Source organism: Novosphingobium sp., from assembly GCF_037133355.1.
In the GTDB taxonomy this organism is placed as follows: domain Bacteria; phylum Pseudomonadota; class Alphaproteobacteria; order Sphingomonadales; family Sphingomonadaceae; genus Novosphingobium.
The window spans coordinates 82,427-101,734 of the sequence record NZ_JBAXOI010000019.1; the positions used below are offsets into that span (position 1 = coordinate 82,427).

The window sequence follows — 19,308 nt, forward strand, 5'->3', positions numbered from 1 at the left end:
CATTCCTCCCTACTCACTCGTCATTCCCGCCTTCGCGGGAATGACGAAGCGGTGGTGGTAGGGCAAGTGATTGGGATGCAAGGGCCGATGGCCCTTGCCCGCCGGAGGCCTCTTTCTGTTACCCCGCCGCGTTGGCGGCGCTGAGGATCGCTCGCACGCTGGCGGTGGCCACATCTTCGTCGATGCCGACGCCCCAAATGACCTTGCCATCCGGACCGGTGCATTCGACGTAGGCGGCAGCGCGGGCGTCGCTTCCGGCTTGCAGCGCGTGTTCGGCGTAGTCGCGCACGTCGATGGCAATGCCGAAGCCGTCTTTCAAAGTGGCGACGACCGAGGAGATCAGGCCGTTGCCGCGGCCCGAGACCGAGCGGACTTCACCGTCTACCGCGATCTTGCCGGCAAAGACGCGGGTGCCGTCTCCCGCGCGAGCTTCTTCGTAGTCGACGAGCGTGAAGCGCTGCTCGCCTTCGAGGTGATAGGTCTTCTGGAACACGGCCCAGATATCGCCCGCATGAAGTTCGCGGCCCAGTTCGTCGGCGAGTTCCTGCACGTGGCGCGAGAAGTGGGCCTGCATCTTCTTGGGCAGCTTGAGACCCTGATCCTGCTCGAGCACCCAGGCGAAGCCGCCCTTGCCGCTCTGCGAGTTGACGCGGATGACCGCTTCGTAGCTGCGGCCAAGATCGGCGGGGTCGATGGGGAGGTAAGGAACGGCCCACATCTCGTCGTTCTGGGTTTCGCGCGCGGCGAAGCCCTTCTTGATCGCGTCCTGATGGCTGCCGGAGAAGGCGGTGAAGACAAGTTCGCCGCCATAGGGGTGGCGGGGGTGAACGGGCAGCTGGTTGCAGTACTCGACCGTCTGGATGACTTTGTCGATGTCCGAGAAATCCAGTTCCGGATCAACGCCTTGCGTATACATGTTGAGCGCGACGGTGACGAGGCAGCAATTGCCCGTGCGCTCGCCGTTGCCGAAAAGACAGCCCTCGACGCGGTCGGCGCCGGCCATCAGGCCAAGCTCGGCGGCGGCGACGCCGGTGCCGCGATCATTGTGGGTGTGGAGGCTGATCACCGCGCGATCACGGTTCGGCAGGTTGCGGCAGAAGTACTCGATCTGGTCGGCGTAGATATTGGCCGTCGCCGCCTCGACCGTCGCGGGGAGGTTGAGGATGATCGGCTTGTCCACCGTCGGCTGCAGCACTTCCATGACCGCTTCGCAGCATTCGATGCTGAAATCGAGTTCGGCGGTGGAGAAGGTTTCCGGGCTATATTCGAAGTGCCAGTCCGTCTGGGGGAAACGAGCCGCCTGATCGCGCAGGAAGGTGGCGCCGACGCGGGCGATTTCCTTGATCTCGGCGGGCTCCATGCCGAACACGACCTTGCGCCACAGCGGCGAGACGGCGTTGTAGACGTGGACGATGGCCTGCTTGGCGCCGGCGAGGCTTTCGAATGAGGTCTTGATCAGGTCCTCGCGCGATTGCGTCAGGACCTGGACGAAGACGTCGTCCGGGATGCGCCCGCTGTCGACAAGGCCGCGGATGAAATCATATTCGGTGGCGCCCGCGCTGGGGAAGCCGACTTCGATTTCCTTAAGGCCGAGGCTGAGCAGCAGTTCGAAGAAGCGCGACTTCTTGTCCGCATCCATCGGATCGATCAGCGACTGGTTGCCATCGCGCATATCGGTGGAGAGCCAGCGAGGGGCCTTGGTGATCGTGCGGCTGGGCCACTGGCGGTTTTCCAGCGGAACCTGCGGGAAGGGGCGGTACTTGACCGAGGGATTCTTGAGCATCGACATGGAAGTGCTTTCGGATCTGGACGTTGCGACTGTGTTGCAGGTTGACCCTTGGGCGCGAGGGGCGCGCCTATCGGCCGCCTCGGTTCACGCCCAAGGGCGGATAAGTCGCAGGGTAAGGTCCAGAGCGCGGGTCATGCTTTTAGCCTATGGTGAAAGGCGCTGCTCTTGTCCAGAATGAATGCAAAGGGAGAGAACCGATGTCAGAAGCAGTCGAGCCGTTTGCCTATCACGTGCCGCAGGCGGTGCTGGATAATCTGAATGCGCGGCTGGACCTGGCGCGCTGGCCCGAGAAGGAGGCGGTCGAGGACTGGACGCAAGGGGTGCCGCTGGCGGCCTTGCAGGACTTCGTGGCCTATTGGCGGCACGAGTATGATTGGCGGCGGTGCGAGGGCTGGCTGAACGGGCTGGGGCTCTGGACCACGGATATCGACGGGGTGGCGATCCGGTTTCTCCATGTGAAGTCGCGCCATGAGGGGGCCGCGCCGCTGATCATGACGCATGGCTGGCCGGGCTCGATCCTCGAATTCAGGGGCGTGATCGATGCGCTGACCGATCCTGAAGCGCACGGGGGCAGTGCGGCGGATGCCTTCCATCTGGTAATCCCGTGCCTGCCGGGCTTCGGACTTTCAGGGAAGCCCGAAAGGCACGGCTGGGGCGTTGAAAAGATCGCGCGGGCCTGGGGCGTGCTGATGGCGCGGCTGAGCTATGCGCGGTGGTTTGCGCAAGGGGGCGACTGGGGCGCGATCGTCACTTCGCAGATCGGGACGCAGGCAGTGGAGGGCTGCGCCGGCATCCACCTGAACATGCCCATCGCGCGCCCGCTGCCAGAGGATCTGGCGGACCCTTCGCCGGCGGAGCTCAAGGCGCTGGGCGCGCTCAAGTACTATCAGGACTGGGATTCGGGCTATTCCAAGGAGCAATCCACCCGGCCGCAAACAATCGGGTATTCGCTGGTCGATTCGCCCGTCGGGCTGGCCGGTTGGATCTACGAGAAAATGTGGGCCTGGACCGACAATGACGGGATGCCTGAAAGCGTGCTGAGCCGCGATGCGATGCTCGACAACATCATGCTTTACTGGCTCCCGGCGGCGGGCGCGTCCTCGGCAAGGCTTTATTGGGAGAGCTTTGGCAATGCCGGTTCGGGCGATATCGCGATGCCGGTCGCGGTCAGCGCGTTTCCCAAGGAAGTGCTGCCCACCCCGCGCAAGTGGATGGAGAGGCATTGCGCGAACATCGTTCACTGGGGCGAGATGGCGAAAGGCGGGCACTTTGCCGCGTGGGAGCAGCCCGAGGCGTTTGTCGGCGAACTGCGGGCGGCCTTTGCGCTGATGCGCTGACGGTCAAAGCCCTCTCCCCTGAAGGGGAGAGGGTTGGGAGAGGGGAACTTGAGCGCATCCCCCTCTCAACTTCGGCTAGCGAGCAAGCTCGCAAGCCTTCGTATCTCTCCCCTGAAGGGGAGAGAGCAAAATCTGATGCTTACTTCTTCTCAAAATCGATGGTGATCTCGAGGTTTACCTCGTCTGCCACGAGCGGGGCGAAGAAGCCGAGGCCGAATTCACTGCGCCGAATCGTGGACTCGCCGTGGAAACCGATCGTCGCTGCTTGGTTGAAGAAATTGGTCCCCGCGCCGATGAACTTCGCGGTGAAGGTGGCGGGCTTGGTCACTCCGTTCAGCGTGAGGTTCCCTTCGACCATGGCGCTCACGCCATCGGCGCCGGGGACGACCTTGGTCGAGACGAAAGTGGCGTCGGCGGCATTGGCGCCGAAGAAGTCAGGCTTCGCGCCATCAGCGCCGGGCTTGGTGAGGTGCGCGGTGAGCCCGGCATCGACCGTGACGACCTTCGAGACCGGGATCGTGGCCGTGAGCTTGGTGGCGGCGACATTGGCCGGATCGAATGTCATCGAGCCGCCAAGCTGGCCGAAGAGGCCGAAGTAGTCATTGAAACCGAGGTGGTTGACCCGCCAAGCGATCATCGAATGGGTGGCGTCGACGGCATAAGTGCCCGCGGTGACGCGCGTCTTGTCGGGCGTGCCCGGGGGCGTGCTCGGGAGCTGCGAAACGCTGGGGACAGCGGTTGCTACAACAACAAGCGGCAGGGCGAAGGCAAGCGCGCGGGGGAAGCGGATCATGGACGATCTCCGGTCTGGTCTGTGTCGGAAGGGCTGCCACACCAGACGGCGCCATGGCAAGCGTGTCGCGATCAGCCGCAGCGCATCACGGCTATGCGCCCGCCCTCGTCGAGAATGACGTTGAGGCGATCGGCATTCTGATCGGTGGTTATGGCCTGCCCTGGGGCGATCCAGCGCACCGGATACGGGCGGGCGATGGCACGGATGGCGCGGCGCACTTCGGCCACGGCCTGTGCGCCGATGAAGCGCCGGGTCAGGGTAAGGCGGCACGTTTCCGGAGTGGGCGATGCAGCAAATGCCGCAGACAGCGGCAGCACGGCGAGAGCCGCTGCGCCGATCAAGACTTTCATAAAATTGCGATTCCCCGATTTGTCCATAATGGAGTAATCGGTTCGCAGGTGCAAAACAACCACCCGTAGTCGGGCCGGTCATGCCGTTCGTCGATCTGGCGGTGCCGAAAGGGCGGACCCGGCCGGGCCCGCCCTTTCGCGGTGTCAGGTCAGTTCTTCGACTTGTCGACCAGCTTGTTGGCGCCGATCCAGGGCATCATTGCGCGCAGCTGGGCACCGGTCTTCTCGATCGGGTGGGCCGCAGCGGCCTTGCGGGCGGCCTTGAGTTCGGGCTGGCCGGCGCGGTTGTCGAGGACGAAGGACTTGACGAAGCGGCCCGACTGGATGTCGGCCAGAACGCGCTTCATTTCGGCCTTGGTCTCATCGGTGATGATGCGCGGACCCGTGGTGATGTCGCCATATTCGGCGGTGTTCGAGATCGAGTAGCGCATGTTGGCGATGCCGCCTTCGTAGAGCAGATCGACGATCAGCTTGGTTTCGTGCAGGCACTCGAAGTACGCCATTTCGGGGGCGTAGCCGGCTTCGACCAAGGTTTCGAACCCGGCCTGGATGAGGTGGGTGATGCCGCCACAGAGCACGGCCTGCTCGCCGAACAGATCGGTCTCGCACTCTTCCTTGAAGTTGGTCTCGATGATGCCCGAACGGCCGCCGCCGACGCCCGAGGCATAGGCCAGACCGACGTCATGCGCATTGCCTGTCGCATCCTGATGGACGGCGATGAGGCAGGGGACGCCGCCGCCGCGCACGTATTCGCTGCGGACGGTGTGGCCCGGGCCCTTGGGCGCGATCATGATCACGTCGATATCGGCGCGCGGCTCGATCAGGCCGAAGTGGACGTTGAGGCCATGCGCGAAGGCGAGCGCGGCGCCGGGCTTCATGTTGGCATGGAGGTCTTCGGCGTAGATCGCGGCCTGATGCTCGTCGGGCGCGAGGACCATGAGGATATCGGCCCAGGCGGCGGCTTCGGCGTTCGAGAGGACCTTGAAGCCGGCGCCTTCCGCCTTCTTCGCGGTGGCCGAACCGGCACGCAGCGCGATGGCGACGTCCTTGACGCCGCTGTCATGCAGGTTCTGCGCATGGGCGTGGCCCTGCGAGCCATAGCCGAGCACGGCGATCTTCTTGCCCGTGATGAGGTTGAGATCGCAATCGGCGTCGTAATAGACCTTCATTCTCAGTTCCGTTCTCTATGGCGTTGAAAGGTTATGGAAATTCAGGCGGCCTCTGCGCCGCGGATCATGCCGACGATGCCGGTGCGGCCGACTTCGACAAGGCCGAGCTCCTTCATCAGGCTGACGAAGCTGTCGATCTTCTCGGGCGCGCCGGTCAGTTCGAAGACGAAGCTGCCAGTGGTGGTATCGACGACCTTGGCGCGGAACACGTCGGCAAGCCGCAGGGCCTCGACGCGGTTCTCGCCCTTGCCGGCGACCTTGATGAGGGCGAGCTCGCGCTCGACATAGGGGCCGACTTCGGTGAGATCGACGACCTTGTGCACCGGCACCAGCCGTTCGAGCTGGGCGCGGATCTGGTCGATGATCGCGGGCGGACCGTGCGTCACGATGGTGATGCGGCTGACGTCGTGGCCATCGGTGATATCGGCCACCGTCAGGCTGTCGATGTTGTAGCCGCGCGCGGTGAACAGGCCCGCGATCTTGGCGAGAATGCCCGCTTCGTTGTCGACGGTGATGGTGAGGACGTGGCGCTCAGCGGCCGCAATCGTTGTTTCAGCGTTCATGGCTCATCATTCCTGGGCCAGCGTCGGGCATAAATAGGGACAGTCCCCATTTATTTCCTTCAAGACATTGGCTTTGGGCGGATATACCGCCGAAAAACAAATGGGGACTGTCCCTATTTATGCGAAGCGCCGCGTTTGCCATCACACCAGCGCCTTGGCGGCGTCGTCCATCGTGCCGGAGACGCTGTCGCCGTAGAGGATCATGTCGGTGTGCGCCGCGCCCGAGGGGATCATTGGGTAGCAGTTGGCTTCCTTGGCGACGAGGCAATCGACGAAGACCGGACCCGGATGTTCGATCATCGCCTGGATGCCGGCATCAAGCTCGCTTTCGTTCTCTATGCGTATGCCCTTCCAGCCATAGGCTTCGGCGAGCTTCACGAAATCGGGCAGGCTGTCCGAATAGGAGTTCGAATAGCGGCTCTCGTAGGTCAGTTCCTGCCACTGGCGGACCATGCCCATCCATTCGTTGTTGAGCACGAAGACCTTGACCGGCAGGCGGTACTGCGTGGCGGTGCCGAGCTCCTGGATGTTCATCTGGATCGAGGCGTCGCCCGCGATGTCGATAACCAGCGCATCGGGGAAGCCGACCTGCGCGCCGATCGCGGCGGGGAGGCCATAGCCCATCGTGCCAAGCCCGCCCGAGGTGAGCCACTTGTTGGGGCCGGAGAAGTGGAAGTACTGCGCCGCCCACATCTGGTGCTGGCCGACTTCGGTGGTGATGATCGGATCGTGCCCCCGCGTCAGGGCATAGAGCCGCTCGACCGCGTATTGCGGCATGATCGCCTCGCTGCGGTGCGGGTAGGCGAGGGACTTGCGCGCGCGCCAGCCATCAATGCGGGCGAACCATTCGGTGAGATCACCGGCCTCGCATTTCGTGTGCTTCCAGCCCGCGATGATCTGCTTCAGGACCTGCGCGCAATCGCCGACGATGGGGAGATCGGCGCGCACCGTCTTGTTGATCGAGGCGCGGTCGATATCGATGTGGATGCGCTTGGAATGCGGCGAGAAGGCATCGAGGCGCCCCGTCACGCGGTCGTCGAAGCGGGCGCCGATGGCGACGATGAGATCGGCGCGGTTCATCGCCATGTTGGCTTCATATGTGCCGTGCATGCCGAGCATGCCGAGCCAGGCCGGATGATCCGCCGGGAAAGCACCGAGGCCCATGAGCGTGGAGGTGACTGGCGCGCCGGTGCGCGCCTGCAACTCGCGCAGCAGGGCGGCCGCTTCGGGCCCGGAATTGATCACGCCGCCACCGGTATAGAAAATCGGCGCCTGCGCGGCGGCGATCATCTGCACGGCAAGCGCAATATCCTCACGCGAGCCCTCGACCTGCGGGGTGTAGCGCGTGCGCTCACGCGATGGCTTGCCGGTCCACGGGGCCATGGCGATCTGCACGTCCTTGGGGATATCGATCACGACCGGGCCGGGGCGGCCCTGTGTGGCGATGCGGAAGGCCTCGGTGACGACTTCGCCCAGTTCGGCCGGGTCCTTCACCAGATAGTTGTGCTTGGTGCAGTGGCGCGTGATGCCGACAGTGTCGCATTCCTGGAACGCGTCCGAGCCGATGAGGCCGGTGGGCACCTGCCCGGTGATCACGACGAGCGGGATCGAATCCATGAAGGCATCGGCAATGCCGGTGACGGCATTGGTCGCACCCGGGCCCGAGGTGACGAGCACGACGCCGGGCTTGCCGGTGGCGCGGGCATAGCCTTCGGCCGCATGGGCCGCGCCGGCTTCGTGGCGCACGAGAATGTGGCGGATCCGCTCGTCACCGAACAGGGCATCATAAATCGGGAGCACTGCGCCGCCGGGGTAGCCGAACACGCATTCGACTCCTTGGGCAACCAGACTTTCGACCAGAATATCCGCGCCGCTGCGCTCGTTCTTCACGCTGCAATTCCTTCCCGGCCCCGGCTGCTGCCCGAAGCGATGCGCGGCGCGTTAGCCGCGCCGCCCCCGCCGGGCAAACCAAATTCTGCCGATTTTCCGGCCTTGGCCGAAAGAAAACCCGCAAAAAATGCGGCCCGGAGCAGGGGCATGCTGCGCCGGGCCTGACACGCCGCAAGGCGGGACTGGAGCCAACCTTGGGGTAGGCGTGCGGTAGGCGACATAAAATGCCGTGTCAACCGCTAAGCGCGTAATAATGCTTCAACGAGGCTGTCTGGTGGGGAATTATCCAACGTGACCCGGTGCCAGGCGGCGGGCGGCTGGTGCCTCAGCCAGGTGTATTGGCGCTTTGCGTAGCGGCGCGTGGCCTGGCTGCCTGCGGCGACTGCTTCGGCTTCGGTGGCGTTTCCGGCAAGGAAGGCAGTCACTTCGGGCACGCCGATTGCGCGCATGACGGGGAGCGCGGGATCGAGCTTGCGGGCGAGCAGGGCCTCGACTTCGGCCACCGCGCCATTGGCCCACATCATGGCAAAGCGCCGGTCACAGCGTTCGTATAGCCATGCGCGTTCGGGCATGAGGATGAGGGGGCGCAAGGTGACGGCCGCGCCGATGCCTCCTGCCGTTTGGGCTTGCCATTCCGCCAGCGGACGACCGGTGGAGCGCACGACTTCAAGCGCGCGGGCAATGCGGGCAGCGTCGGCAGGGGCGAGCGCGGCGGCGCGGGCGGGGTCCTCGGCGGTCAGCGCGGCATAGGCTGCTTCTACCGTCATGGCGCGCACTTCGGCGCGCACGTCCGCCTCGATCGGCGGCACCGGGGCAATGCCATCGAGTAGCGTGCGGATATAAAGGCCGGTACCGCCGACGAGGATGGGGAGCGCGCCCTCAGCATGCGCGGCGGCGATTTCGGCACGCGCGGCGGCGGCCCAGTCGGCAGCGGAGCAGGGATCGGCGCCGTCCCAAGCGCCGAACAGGCGGTGGGGCACGCCTTGCATTTCCGCATCCGTGGGCCGCGCGCTGAGCACGGCGAGATCGGCGTAGACTTGCGCGCTGTCGGCATTGATCACCACGGCCTTGCCGCCCTTGGCCATGTGGGCCAGCGCGGTGCGCACGGCGAGATCGCTCTTGCCGCTCGCCGTCGGCCCTGCAATGAGCGCGAGCGGCGGCAGACTGGCCGCGCAGCTGGGGGAAAGATCGGTGCTCATCGCAAGGCTGATAGCAGAGCCCGAGACGCTTGGTGACAATCTTGCGCTCGCCATGGAGCAGATCGAGGACGCGGGCTGGGAAGTGGCCGGCGCGGGGATGCTGTCCGAGGCTGACGACGTGCTCGAGATGGAATTGATCGAGGAGGCTGCAGCGCCTGACGTGGCTGCAGTGCGGCGCATTCTGGACCAGTGCTTCCCAAGCTGTGACCTGTTGCTTTCCGCGCAACCCATCGAAGTGCCCCGCCTGTTCGTCTCCGATATGGATTCGACCATGATCGGGCAGGAATGCATCGACGAACTGGCCGACTTTGCAGGCCTCAAGGAGCGCATCGCCGCGATCACCGAACGGGCCATGCGCGGCGAGCTCGATTTTGCCGCGGCGCTGGCCGAGCGGGTGGGGCTGCTGAAGGACTTGCCCGAGGCGGCGATCGCGCAGTGCCTCGAGGAGCGCATCCACCCGATGGACGGCGCGCGCACGCTGGTTGCGACGCTGAAAGCGCAAGGCTGCCGCACGGTGCTGGTGACGGGGGGCTTCCATGCCTTTGCCGATCCGGTGGCCGAATTGCTGGGCTTCGAGCATGTTGTCGCGAACCGCTTGGGAGTCCACGGCGGCGTGCTGACGGGCGAGGTCGTCGGCGGCATTGTCGACAGCGCGGTGAAGCGGCAGGTCCTGCTGGACGAGGCGGCGCGGCTGGGTGAGGGGGCCGGCTCCCTCGCGACCGGCGACGGGGCGAACGACATTCCGATGCTGGAAGCCGCGACCCATGGCATTGCCTATCGCGCCAAACCCAAGGCGCGCGCGGCAGCGGACGGGTGGATCGAACGCGGCGATCTGACCGCGATCCTCTCGCTTTATGGCATTGCGCGTGAGGACTGGTTGGCCGCTTGACGCGATATTAACACTGGTGTTAGTAGATCGGCATCACCTGATTCTGCGGAGATGCCGTGTGAACGCTCTGACTGCCAAGTTCGAAGCCGATGAGTCCCAGGTTGCTGGTGGGCGCGACTTCCTTTCGCTGCCGCTGTTCGACGAGCGTCGTCCGGTGCTCAAGCTGCGCCCGGCCAAGGCGCTGCACCATTTCCGCGAGCTCCTGAAGGACAAGGAAAACACCGAGGAGGTGTTCTACATCTTCGAGGCGCTGCCCTGGCGTGATCTCAGGAAGTCGGGCGAGAAGTTCCTGACATCGGAGCGCGGCATGGATTTGCGCGTGCGCGAGCCCAATCTGCCGACGATCCTCGACGATCACGCCGCGCTGCGCCGCATGCCGGAAGGCTCGCTGGCGCATGCCTATTGCGATTTCATGGAGCGCGAGGGGCTGACGGCACAGGGCCTCGTCGAGGAATTCGAGCGCTTCGCCAAGGACAAGCCGAAGTACAACGACCAGTTCCAGTGGTACATGAACCGCATGCGCGATGTGCATGATATGCTTCATGTTCTGACCGGCTATGGCCGCGATGCGCTGGGCGAGGCCTGCGTGCTCGCCTTCACCTACAGCCAGCAGCCCGCGCTGGCGCACTTGTTTATCGGCTACATGGCCGGGCTCAACATCGGCAAGCAGGTCAAGAGCAGCGCTCCGGTGCTGCGCGCGATCCGTGAGGCGCAAGGGCTGGGCAAGGCCTGCCCGCGCATTGCCGAGCTTTCGATCACCGAACTGCTGCCGATGCAGGTCGAGGACGTGCGCCGCAAGTTGAACATCACGCCGACGATGCACTACCGTGCCGCGCATGCGGTGTGGGCTTCGATGGGGGTCGATCCTTACGATCTGCTGGGGAAGAAGGCGGCGTAAGAGACCCCTCCGTCAGCCCTTCGGGCTGCCACCTCCCCATTTGCCCTTCGGGAAAATGGGGAGGACCTCGTCAAATTCGTACCGTTCCTGTTTGGTCCTCCCTGTTTTTGCGAAGCACAAACGGGGAGGTGGCCTGCCGAAGGCAGGTCGGAGGGGTTCTTACCCTTCCATCCAATCCCGGAAGAATGCCTCGTTGGCCTCCCGCAGCGCGGTGAGATGGATGCCAAGAACGGCATCACCGCCAACTGTGGCGACGGCCACGGCACCTTCGACAGGCCCCTCGCTCGCCACAAGATAGCGGCTCTGGTCTTCGCCGAAGGCTTCGGCCGTGGACCAGCTCGCCAGCGCGGCGATGCCCTTGCCTGCCGCCAGCGCCATTTCTGCAAGCGCAACCGCAAGGCCGCCGTCCGAGATATCGTGGACCGCGCTGGCTTTGCCCTCGGCGATCAACTGGCGGACCTGCTCACCGTTGGCGCGTTCCTTGGCGAGATCGACTGGCGGTGGATCGCCGGCTTCCTCGCCGAGCACCTCGCGCAGCCAAAGCGTCTGGCCCAGGTGGGTGCCATGGCCGCCGATAAGCCAGATCGTGTCGCCGTCTTCCAGCGTGTCGATGCGGGCCATCTTGGCATGGTCTTCCATCAGCCCGACGCCGCCAATCGCGGGAGTTGGCAGGATGGCCGAGCCGCCGCCCGTCGCCTTGCTCTCGTTGTAGAGCGAGACGTTGCCGCTCACGATCGGATAGTCCAGCGCGCGGCAGGCGTCGCCCATGCCGCGCAAGGCTTCGACGATCTGCGCCATGATTTCGGGGCGCTGCGGGTTGGCGAAGTTGAGGCAGTTGGTGATCGCGAGCGGGGTCGCACCGACAGCGGAAATATTGCGGTACGTCTCCGCCACCGCCTGCTTGCCGCCTTCGTAAGGGTCGGCGTAGCAATAGCGCGGGGTGCAGTCGGTGCTCATTGCGAGCGCCTTCTGCGTGCCGTGGAGGCGCACGACGGCCGCGTCTCCGCCCGACTTCTGCAGCGTGTCCGCGCCGACTTGCGAATCGTATTGCTCGTAGATCCAGCGGCGGCTGGCGAGATCGGGGCAGGCCATCAGCTTCAGCAGGTCCGCGCCGATGTCGGTGCTTTCCGGCACATCGCCGAGCGGTTTCACGCCGGCCCATGCCTTATACTCGGCAAGGCTCATCGCCGGGCGGTCATAGAGCGGCGCGTCTTCGGCGAGCGGGCCGAGCGGGATGTTGCACACCGTCTCGCCCTGGAAGGTGAGGACCATGTGGCCGGTGTCGGTCACTTCGCCGATCACCGCGAAATCGAGTTCCCACTTGCGGAAGATCGCCTCGGCCATGGCTTCCTTGCCGGGCTTGAGCACCATGAGCATGCGCTCCTGGCTTTCCGAGAGCATCATTTCGTAAGGCGTCATGCCCTCCTCGCGGCAGGGCACCTTGTCCATGTCGAGAATGATGCCGGCCTTGCCGTTCGTCGCCATTTCGACCGACGAGGAAGTGAGGCCCGCCGCGCCCATGTCTTGAATGGCGACGATGGCGTCGGTCGCCATGAGTTCGAGGCAGGCCTCGATCAGCAGCTTTTCGGTGAACGGATCGCCGACCTGCACGGTGGGGCGCTTTTCCTCGCTCTTCTCGTCGAAGTCCGCGCTCGCCATCGTGGCGCCGTGGATGCCGTCGCGCCCGGTCTTGGAGCCGACGTAGACGATCGGATTGCCGATGCCCGTGGCGGCGGAATAGAAGATCTTGTCCTGATCGGCGACGCCCACGGTCATCGCGTTGACGAGGATATTGCCGTCATAAGCCTTGTGGAAATTGGTCTCGCCACCAACGGTCGGCACGCCGACGCAGTTGCCATAGCCGCCGATGCCCGCAACGACGCCCTGCACGAGGTGCTTCATCTTGGGGTGATCGGGCCGCCCGAAACGCAGTGCGTTCATGTTGGCGACGGGGCGCGCGCCCATGGTGAAGACGTCGCGCAGGATGCCGCCAACGCCCGTTGCCGCGCCCTGATAGGGCTCGATGTACGACGGGTGGTTGTGGCTCTCCATCTTGAAGATCGCGGCGAGCTTGGTGCCGTCAGGCCCGTCGCCGATATCGATCACGCCCGCGTTCTCGCCGGGCCCGCAAATCACCCATGGGGCCTCGGTTGGCAGTTTCTTGAGGTGGATCCGGCTCGACTTGTAGGAGCAGTGCTCCGACCACATGACCGAGAAGATGCCGAGTTCGACGAGGTTCGGCTCGCGCCCCAGCGCGTGGAGCACGCGGGCGTATTCTTCCTCGGACAGCCCGTGGGCGGCGACGGTCTCTGCGGTAATTTCGGCCATGGATGCGCCCTTAGCGATGCGGCGCGGGCAAGGCGAGTCTCAAGAGGCCCGCTTTGCCCGGGTTGATTGGACCCAGACCGCCAGTGCGGCGAGAACGCTGTAGGCCGCAAGCGCGGTGATCGGCTGGCCGACATCGACCACTGTGGTGCGGGGGCCGAACCAGTCGATCGCCTGACACAGCGCAAGGACCCCGGCGAGGATGGCGAGGGGCAGGGCCTTGGGGCGGGTGCGCGCGGCGTAGAAAGCGAGCGCGCCGAAGGCCATGGCGAGTTCCAGCGGCTTTTCGATCAGCGGCAGGTTCCACAGGCCGAGGCCTAGCATGGGCGGAGAGCCCGCAAGAGTGAGATCGGGGCGGTGGACGAGAAGATCGATCAGCCAGTGCGAGACCACCGCGGTCGCGGCCAGCAGCGCTGCGACCGGACGGCGGGTGAACAGCCAGACCAGCGCGGCAAACCCGGCCGCCCAGACACAAGTGCCAAGGAGGCTGTGGGTATAGGGCATATCGTAGAGATCGAGCCAGTTGCTCGCGGTGATTCCCGGCACCATGCGGAAATGCTCGATACCCATCAGCGCGAAGGAGAAAAAGCCGAAGTCGATCAGCTGCGTGCCAACCATCAGAACGGCCAGCGGCGGCGCCTTGCGGTGCGTGGCAGCGATGAAGGCGGGCGCGTAGTGACCGATGAACATCGCGTGTTATCCGGCGTAGGCGCGGGCGGCCCAGGTGGCGGTGACTGCGGCGGTCATCGTGGCAAAGGCGCCCCAACACACGTCGATCGCGGTCACGTAGCTGGGCCAGCGTGCGAGCGTGGCCTGGTTGGTGAAATCGTAAGTCGCATAGCACAGCGCACCAAGCAGTGCGCCGTTGAGCGCGGCGGCGCCGAGGCCGCCTGCGATTCCGGGCCGGATCGCGAACCAGACCATGCCGGCGAGATAGGCAAGGTAGAATATCCCGGCCGGCGCAAGGCGGAAGGTGGGGGCGAGGAGGTCTCCCAATGCGGGGCGATAGAGGTTTGGCCCGGCCCAGCCGAGCCACAATGCGTCGAGCGCTCCGAACACGACAGCGGCCACGACATAGGCGATTACCAGTTGCATCCACGCTCTCCCTGCCTCGAAGCTTGACCGGCTGCGGCTCGCCCGTCAATGCTGGCGCCGATGGGAAACACGTCTGACATCGCGTCACTGAGCTTCGAGGAAGCGCTGAAAGCGCTGGAAGAGATCGTCCGCCGGCTTGAAAGCGGCGAGGCGCCGCTCGACGAATCGATCGATCTCTATGCTCGGGGCGATGCGCTGCGCGCGCATTGCCAGAAGCGGCTCGACGCGGCGCAGGCGCGGATCGAGGCGATTGTGACCGACGGGCAGGGACGCGCCATTGGCACCAAGCCCTTTGACGATGCGGCAGGTGGGGCGTGAACGCGATGCAACGAACCGATCCGTGGCAGGAACTGCTGCGCCCCGCGCTGAAGCGCATTGCCGAGGATATCGACAGCAGCTTCGATGCCTTGCTGCCGCTGGCAAACGACCCGCGCGACCGGCTGATCGAGGCGATGCGCTATGCCGCGATCGGCGGCGGCAAGCGGCTGCGGCCGCTGCTTGTGTCGGCGACCGCCAGCCTGTTCGGCGCGGACCGCGCGATGGCGATCCGGGTGGGGACGGCGATCGAGGCGATCCACGTCTATTCACTGATCCACGACGACCTTCCCTGCATGGACGACGATGCGCTGCGCCACGGCAAGCCGACGCTCCATATCGCTTTCGACGAGGCGACAGCGGTACTGGCGGGCGATGCGCTGCATGATTTCGCGTTCGAGGTGCTGTCCGATCCCAACCTTTCGGGCGATCCGTTCGTGCGGATCGAACTGGTGCGAACGCTTGCGCTCGCCAGCGGGATGAATGGCATGGCCGGCGGGCAGATGATGGATATCGCCGCCGAGACCGCGTCGTTCGATCTCCCGACCGTCACCCGCCTTCAGCAGCTGAAAACAGGCGCTCTGCTGAGCGCTGCAGTGGAAATGGGCGCGATCATCGGGCGCATTCCGGCAGAGGGCCGCAGCCACTTGCGCGGTTATGCGCGCGACATCGGCCTTGCCTTCCAGATCGCCGACGACCTCCTCGATGCCGAAGGCGACGAGGAAGCCGCAGGTAAGGCGCTGCGCAAGGACGAGAAGGCGGGCAAGGAGACCTTCCTCTCGCTGCTGGGGCCCGCGCGTGCGCGCGAACAGGCGCAGATGCTGGTCGATCAGGCGGTGCAGTTTCTCGCGCCTTATGGTGAGGAAGCGGACCTGCTGCGCGCGCTGGCTTGGTTCATTGTCGAAAGGGATCGGTGAATGGGAGAGAACTCGCCGCAAAGGATCGGGGTCTATCCCGGCACGTTCGACCCGATCACACTCGGGCATCTTGATATCATTCGGCGCGGGGCCAAACTGGTCGACAAGCTGATCATCGGGGTGACGACCAATCCCTCGAAGAATCCGATGTTCACGCCTGAGGAGCGCATGGCCATGGTCTCGCGCGAAGTGGCGGCGCAGGGGATCGAGAACGTCTCGGTCATGGGTTTCAATGCGCTTCTGATGAAGTTTGCCGAGAAGCAGGGCGCGAATGTCATCGTGCGGGGCCTGCGCGCCGTGGCCGACTTCGAGTACGAGTACCAGATGGCGGGCATGAACCAGCAGCTTAACGACGGCATCGAGACGGTGTTCCTCATGGCCGACGTCAGCCTTCAGCCGATCGCTTCCAAGCTCGTCAAGGAAATCGCGCTGTTCGGCGGGGATATTGCCAACTTCGTCACCCCGGCAGTGAAGGAAGAAGTGGTGGAGCGGGTCCAGCGCCAGGGTCAGCTCGGCGATTACTGAGCGGGGCGGGACCGGACCCTTCCTGCGCGCATTTGTTCATTGCGGCGTCATCGTCGTGGGCCTATCCGCCGCGGATTGGGCTCGATGGATTGGGATAGTGGTTTGATGGCTTCGCGTATGTTCAGGAAAGTGACGTTCGGGCTCGCGCTCGGCGCGGCGCTGATCGCCCCCATGTCGCCCGCGCTGGCGCAGCGTCCGCCGGAAAAGGAGGCGGTGAAGCCGATCAAGGTCGATCCCGTCCAGCACGCCCAGTCGACCACCTACGCCGTCGATACGGACCAGAGCCACGATCCCGACAATGTGCTGTTGCTCGATCTTTCGAACGGTGGCCGCGTGGCGATCCGCCTGATGCCCGAATGGGCCCCCCACCATGTCGAGCGGATAAAGACGCTGACGCGCGAGGGGTTCTACAACGGAGTGATTTTCCACCGCGTGATCGACGGCTTCATGGCGCAGACCGGCGATCCCACCGGCACCGGGCAGGGCGGCTCCAAGCTGCCGGACCTCACGGCCGAGTTCAACGATATCCCGCACCTTCGCGGCACGGTTTCGATGGCGCGTACGGATGAGCCCAATACCGCCAACAGCCAGTTCTTTATCGTGTTCTATCCGCGCTTTGCGCTCGACCACAAGTATACCAACTTTGGCCGGGTGATTGCGGGCATGGACATTGTCGATGCGATCACGCGCGGCGAGCCGCCGAAGAACCCGACCAAGGTCGTGCAGGCGAGCCTGGCTTCGGAAGGCAAGGCCCCGCCGCCGCCCGCGCCCGCCGCACCTGCGTCGTTCACCGCCGATATGCTGAGCAACTCGCAGTCCAACTGAGCTTGCCGTGCGCGTAGACCTGTTCGATTTCGAGCTGCCGCCCGAGCGCATCGCGCTGCGTCCGGCTTCCCCGCGCGATTCCGCGAGGCTGCTTGGGGTAGGAAGCGATGGCCCGTTCCTCGACCTCGTGGTGCGCGACCTGCCGCAGCTGCTGCGCGCGGGCGACGTGCTGGTGTTCAACGATACGCGGGTGATCCCGGCGCAGCTGGAAGGCGAGGTCGGCAATGCGCGGATCGGCGTGACCTTGCACAAGCGCATGGACTTGCGCTGCTGGCAGGCCTTCGTCCGCAACGGGCGGCGGCTGAAGCCCGGCAGTGCGATCACCTTCGGCGCCGGCGTGACGGCCACGGCCGAGGAGCGCCACGCCGACGGCAGCTGGACGCTCGCCTTCGGCGGGGAAGAGCCGGTCGAAGTGCTGCTCGAGCGCGCTGGCACCATGCCGTTGCCGCCCTATATCGCCGGCAAGCGCGCGGTCGATGAACGTGACCGCGCGGATTACCAGACCATGTTCGCGGCGCAAGACGGCGCGGTGGCGGCGCCGACGGCCGCATTGCACTTCACGCCCGAATTGATGGCCGCGCTGGCCGAAGCTGGGATCGGGCACGAGACGCTGACGCTGCATGTGGGCGCAGGCACGTTCCTTCCCGTCAAGGCCGAGGATACCGTGGACCACGCGATGCACGCCGAATGGGGCCGGATCGAGCCGGAAACGGCGGCGCGGCTCAACGCGGTGCGCGCTGGCGGAGGTCGGATCATTGCGGTTGGCACCACCAGCCTGCGCCTCCTCGAAAGCGCGGCGGACGAGAACCGCGTGATCCAACCCTTCGCGGGCGATACCAGCATCTTCATCACGCCGGGCTACCGCTTCCGCGCGATCGACGGGCTGATGACCAACTTCCACTTGCCCAAGTCGACACTCATGATGCTGGTCTCGGCGCTGATGGGGCTGGAGCGGATGCAGGCGGCCTATGCCTATGCGATCGCGCAGGACTACCGCTTCTACAGCTATGGCGATTCGAGCCTGCTGCTACCGGGGGACTGAGCCGCACGCCCGCTCCCCCGAGCAGCCTCAGGCGATGATCTGGATATCCCCAAAGGTCAGGGCCGGATTGCCCGTCAGGTGCGCCACGAGAATGGCGGCTTTAGCGCCTGTTCCATCGGCGTCGTAATATAGATCGCCAGTGCTGGTGTTGTAGATCAGGCGATCGGAGGCGTCATGTGCGCTGGTCACATCCGCGCCAGACCAGAATTGATCCGACGTCAAATCCCCCGCTGCGCCCAAGCCCTTGAACCACTTGACGCTGCTGAACTGAAGCTGATCACCATCGCTGCTCGAGAAGTCGCTGATGGTATCGACATTTTTTGTGGCACTGGTCCTTGTATTGAACACGAATGTATCGGCACCAGCACCGCCAGTGATCGTGTCGTTGCCTTCCCCACCGAGCAGCGTGTTGCTACCGGCATTTCCCGCGATGATGTTGGCGAGCTTGTTGCCCATGCCGTCAATGTTGTCCGTCCCTGTCAGCGTTAGGTTCTCGACAGTTCCGGCCAATGTGTAGCTGACCGATGCCATCACCGTGTCCGCGCCTGTTTTTTCGACGATTGCATCCAGTGTGTTGTCAACGATGTAAGTGTCGTTGCCCTCTCCGCCAGCCATTTTGTCAGCCCCGGCACCGCCGTCGATGGTATCGTCAAATGCCGTGCCGAACAGTTTGTTTGCACCAGCATTGCCGATCAGGGTGACGCCGTTCACGGCTCTGGAAGCGTCGATGTTGAGAGCAAGCGTTCCTGAGCTGTCGGCGTTGGTACCAGTGCCTGTGCCTACGACCACTTTCTCAATGCCTGTATCTCCAGCAAAGATCTTGAGTGTTGAAGCTTTTCCGGCGTTGAAGCGAACCTCGTCGATGCCAGACGTGCCAGTATCGTGCATTTCAGCGAGCTTATGAAAATAATTGCCCGTGAAGAGGTAGATGTCCGAGCCGTCTTTGCCGTCCATGCTATCAGGGCCCCCACCGCCGACGAGCACGTCGTTACCCGCGCTGCCCGTCAAGGTGTCACTCTGAAACGTGCCTACCAAAGTTGCGCCGGATTCCGCCACTGATCCTGACACAAAAGCAAAGCTGAACACGGTTTCCTGCGTGCCGGCGCCATCGACGTAGGTTGCTGCGCTGCGCACCAGTTTGCCCACATCGGCTTGGGTTAGTGTGTAGTCGCTCGTTGTGGCACCGTTGACAGCGGACCACGTCGCGCCATTGTCGCTTGACCTCTGCCATTGCCAAGCAAACGTGCCGACGCCGTCGAGATCAAATATCTTGCTTCCATCGGCGTAGAGCGTGTGGCCCCTGACAAAGTCCGAACCGGTAGCCGGTACGGAGGGTGACCTGCCCCCCGGCAGTCCCTCAGTCATAACGAGAGTCCAGCGGTTAAAT

The 19,308-nt window shown here is 64.5% G+C and carries 19 protein-coding genes; 8 read left to right on the top strand and 11 right to left on the bottom strand.

All coding sequences use genetic code 11. The features are described 5' to 3' along the window. Window positions 1-118: 118 nt before the first annotated feature. Window positions 119-1,789: a 2-isopropylmalate synthase gene (gene leuA / locus WCL10_RS17115; RefSeq protein ID WP_336896856.1), complete on the bottom strand. Its 1,671-nt coding sequence runs from the start codon at window positions 1,787-1,789 to the stop codon at window positions 119-121. Between the two features lie 197 nt (window positions 1,790-1,986). On the opposite strand from leuA, the gene WCL10_RS17120 reads away from it, so the two are divergent. After that, complete coding sequence (locus WCL10_RS17120; RefSeq protein ID WP_336896857.1) at window positions 1,987-3,126, top strand: epoxide hydrolase; 1,140 nt, start codon at window positions 1,987-1,989, stop codon at window positions 3,124-3,126. Between the two features lie 139 nt (window positions 3,127-3,265). On the opposite strand, the gene WCL10_RS17125 is transcribed toward WCL10_RS17120, so the two are convergent. The 6 genes from WCL10_RS17125 to miaA all read right to left on the bottom strand — a co-directional run bounded on the left by WCL10_RS17125 (window position 3,266) and on the right by miaA (window position 9,090). Continuing rightward, window positions 3,266-3,919: a YceI family protein gene (locus WCL10_RS17125; RefSeq protein WP_336896858.1), complete on the bottom strand. Its 654-nt coding sequence runs from the start codon at window positions 3,917-3,919 to the stop codon at window positions 3,266-3,268. Window positions 3,920-3,990: 71 nt separating this feature from the next. Beyond that, entirely contained in the window at window positions 3,991-4,269 is a 279-nt protein-coding gene (locus tag WCL10_RS17130; protein WP_336896859.1) for an I78 family peptidase inhibitor, read from the bottom strand. 149 nt (window positions 4,270-4,418) lie between these two features. Beyond that, the gene (gene ilvC, locus WCL10_RS17135; protein WP_336896860.1) at window positions 4,419-5,438 is read right to left on the bottom strand and encodes a ketol-acid reductoisomerase; all 1,020 of its coding nucleotides are present in this window, start codon (window positions 5,436-5,438) and stop codon (window positions 4,419-4,421) included. Window positions 5,439-5,479: 41 nt separating this feature from the next. Beyond that, a complete protein-coding gene (gene ilvN, locus WCL10_RS17140; RefSeq protein WP_336896861.1) occupies window positions 5,480-6,001 on the bottom strand; it encodes an acetolactate synthase small subunit in 522 nt (173 codons plus the stop codon). A 141-nt stretch (window positions 6,002-6,142) separates the two neighbouring features. After that, window positions 6,143-7,891 (bottom strand): biosynthetic-type acetolactate synthase large subunit, encoded by a 1,749-nt coding sequence (gene ilvB / locus WCL10_RS17145; RefSeq protein ID WP_336896862.1) that lies wholly within the window; start codon window positions 7,889-7,891, stop codon window positions 6,143-6,145. Window positions 7,892-8,130: 239 nt separating this feature from the next. Further along, window positions 8,131-9,090: a tRNA (adenosine(37)-N6)-dimethylallyltransferase MiaA gene (gene miaA / locus WCL10_RS17150; protein ID WP_336896863.1), complete on the bottom strand. Its 960-nt coding sequence runs from the start codon at window positions 9,088-9,090 to the stop codon at window positions 8,131-8,133. On the opposite strand from miaA, the gene serB reads away from it, so the two are divergent. Beyond that, window positions 9,083-9,979 (top strand): phosphoserine phosphatase SerB, encoded by an 897-nt coding sequence (serB, locus tag WCL10_RS17155; RefSeq protein WP_336896864.1) that lies wholly within the window; start codon window positions 9,083-9,085, stop codon window positions 9,977-9,979. The two genes, miaA and serB, sit on opposite strands and share 8 nt — an antisense overlap. Before the next feature lie 58 nt (window positions 9,980-10,037). After that, on the top strand, window positions 10,038-10,877 hold the full coding sequence (locus tag WCL10_RS17160; protein WP_336896865.1) for a Coq4 family protein: 840 nt from the start codon (window positions 10,038-10,040) through the stop codon (window positions 10,875-10,877). 159 nt (window positions 10,878-11,036) lie between these two features. Here the strand turns inward: WCL10_RS17160 and purL are convergent, their stop codons facing one another. Genes purL through WCL10_RS17175 form a run of 3 tightly spaced genes read right to left on the bottom strand, consistent with a single transcriptional unit; the run spans window position 11,037 to window position 14,297 of the window. Continuing rightward, window positions 11,037-13,205, bottom strand: a complete 2,169-nt coding sequence (gene purL, locus WCL10_RS17165) for a phosphoribosylformylglycinamidine synthase subunit PurL (RefSeq protein ID WP_336896866.1) — start codon at window positions 13,203-13,205, stop codon at window positions 11,037-11,039. Between the two features lie 39 nt (window positions 13,206-13,244). Next, the gene (locus tag WCL10_RS17170; protein WP_336896867.1) at window positions 13,245-13,892 is read right to left on the bottom strand and encodes a hypothetical protein; all 648 of its coding nucleotides are present in this window, start codon (window positions 13,890-13,892) and stop codon (window positions 13,245-13,247) included. 6 nt (window positions 13,893-13,898) lie between these two features. Next, the gene (locus WCL10_RS17175) at window positions 13,899-14,297 is read right to left on the bottom strand and encodes a DUF2177 family protein (RefSeq protein ID WP_336896868.1); all 399 of its coding nucleotides are present in this window, start codon (window positions 14,295-14,297) and stop codon (window positions 13,899-13,901) included. A gap of 60 nt (window positions 14,298-14,357) precedes the next feature. On the opposite strand from WCL10_RS17175, the gene WCL10_RS17180 reads away from it, so the two are divergent. The 5 genes from WCL10_RS17180 (at window position 14,358) to queA (ending at window position 17,921) form a co-directional block, all read left to right on the top strand. Further along, on the top strand, window positions 14,358-14,615 hold the full coding sequence (locus WCL10_RS17180; RefSeq protein ID WP_336896869.1) for an exodeoxyribonuclease VII small subunit: 258 nt from the start codon (window positions 14,358-14,360) through the stop codon (window positions 14,613-14,615). 5 nt (window positions 14,616-14,620) lie between these two features. After that, window positions 14,621-15,529, top strand: a complete 909-nt coding sequence (locus WCL10_RS17185; protein ID WP_336896875.1) for a farnesyl diphosphate synthase — start codon at window positions 14,621-14,623, stop codon at window positions 15,527-15,529. Continuing rightward, complete coding sequence (gene coaD, locus WCL10_RS17190; protein ID WP_336896870.1) at window positions 15,530-16,054, top strand: pantetheine-phosphate adenylyltransferase; 525 nt, start codon at window positions 15,530-15,532, stop codon at window positions 16,052-16,054. It begins immediately after the preceding gene. 105 nt (window positions 16,055-16,159) lie between these two features. Further along, window positions 16,160-16,879 (top strand): peptidylprolyl isomerase, encoded by a 720-nt coding sequence (locus tag WCL10_RS17195; protein ID WP_336896871.1) that lies wholly within the window; start codon window positions 16,160-16,162, stop codon window positions 16,877-16,879. A 7-nt stretch (window positions 16,880-16,886) separates the two neighbouring features. Continuing rightward, on the top strand, window positions 16,887-17,921 hold the full coding sequence (gene queA, locus WCL10_RS17200; RefSeq protein WP_336896872.1) for a tRNA preQ1(34) S-adenosylmethionine ribosyltransferase-isomerase QueA: 1,035 nt from the start codon (window positions 16,887-16,889) through the stop codon (window positions 17,919-17,921). 27 nt (window positions 17,922-17,948) lie between these two features. Here the strand turns inward: queA and WCL10_RS17205 are convergent. Then, on the bottom strand, window positions 17,949-19,308 hold a 1,360-nt coding region (locus WCL10_RS17205; protein WP_336896873.1), incomplete at its 5' end, for a calcium-binding protein.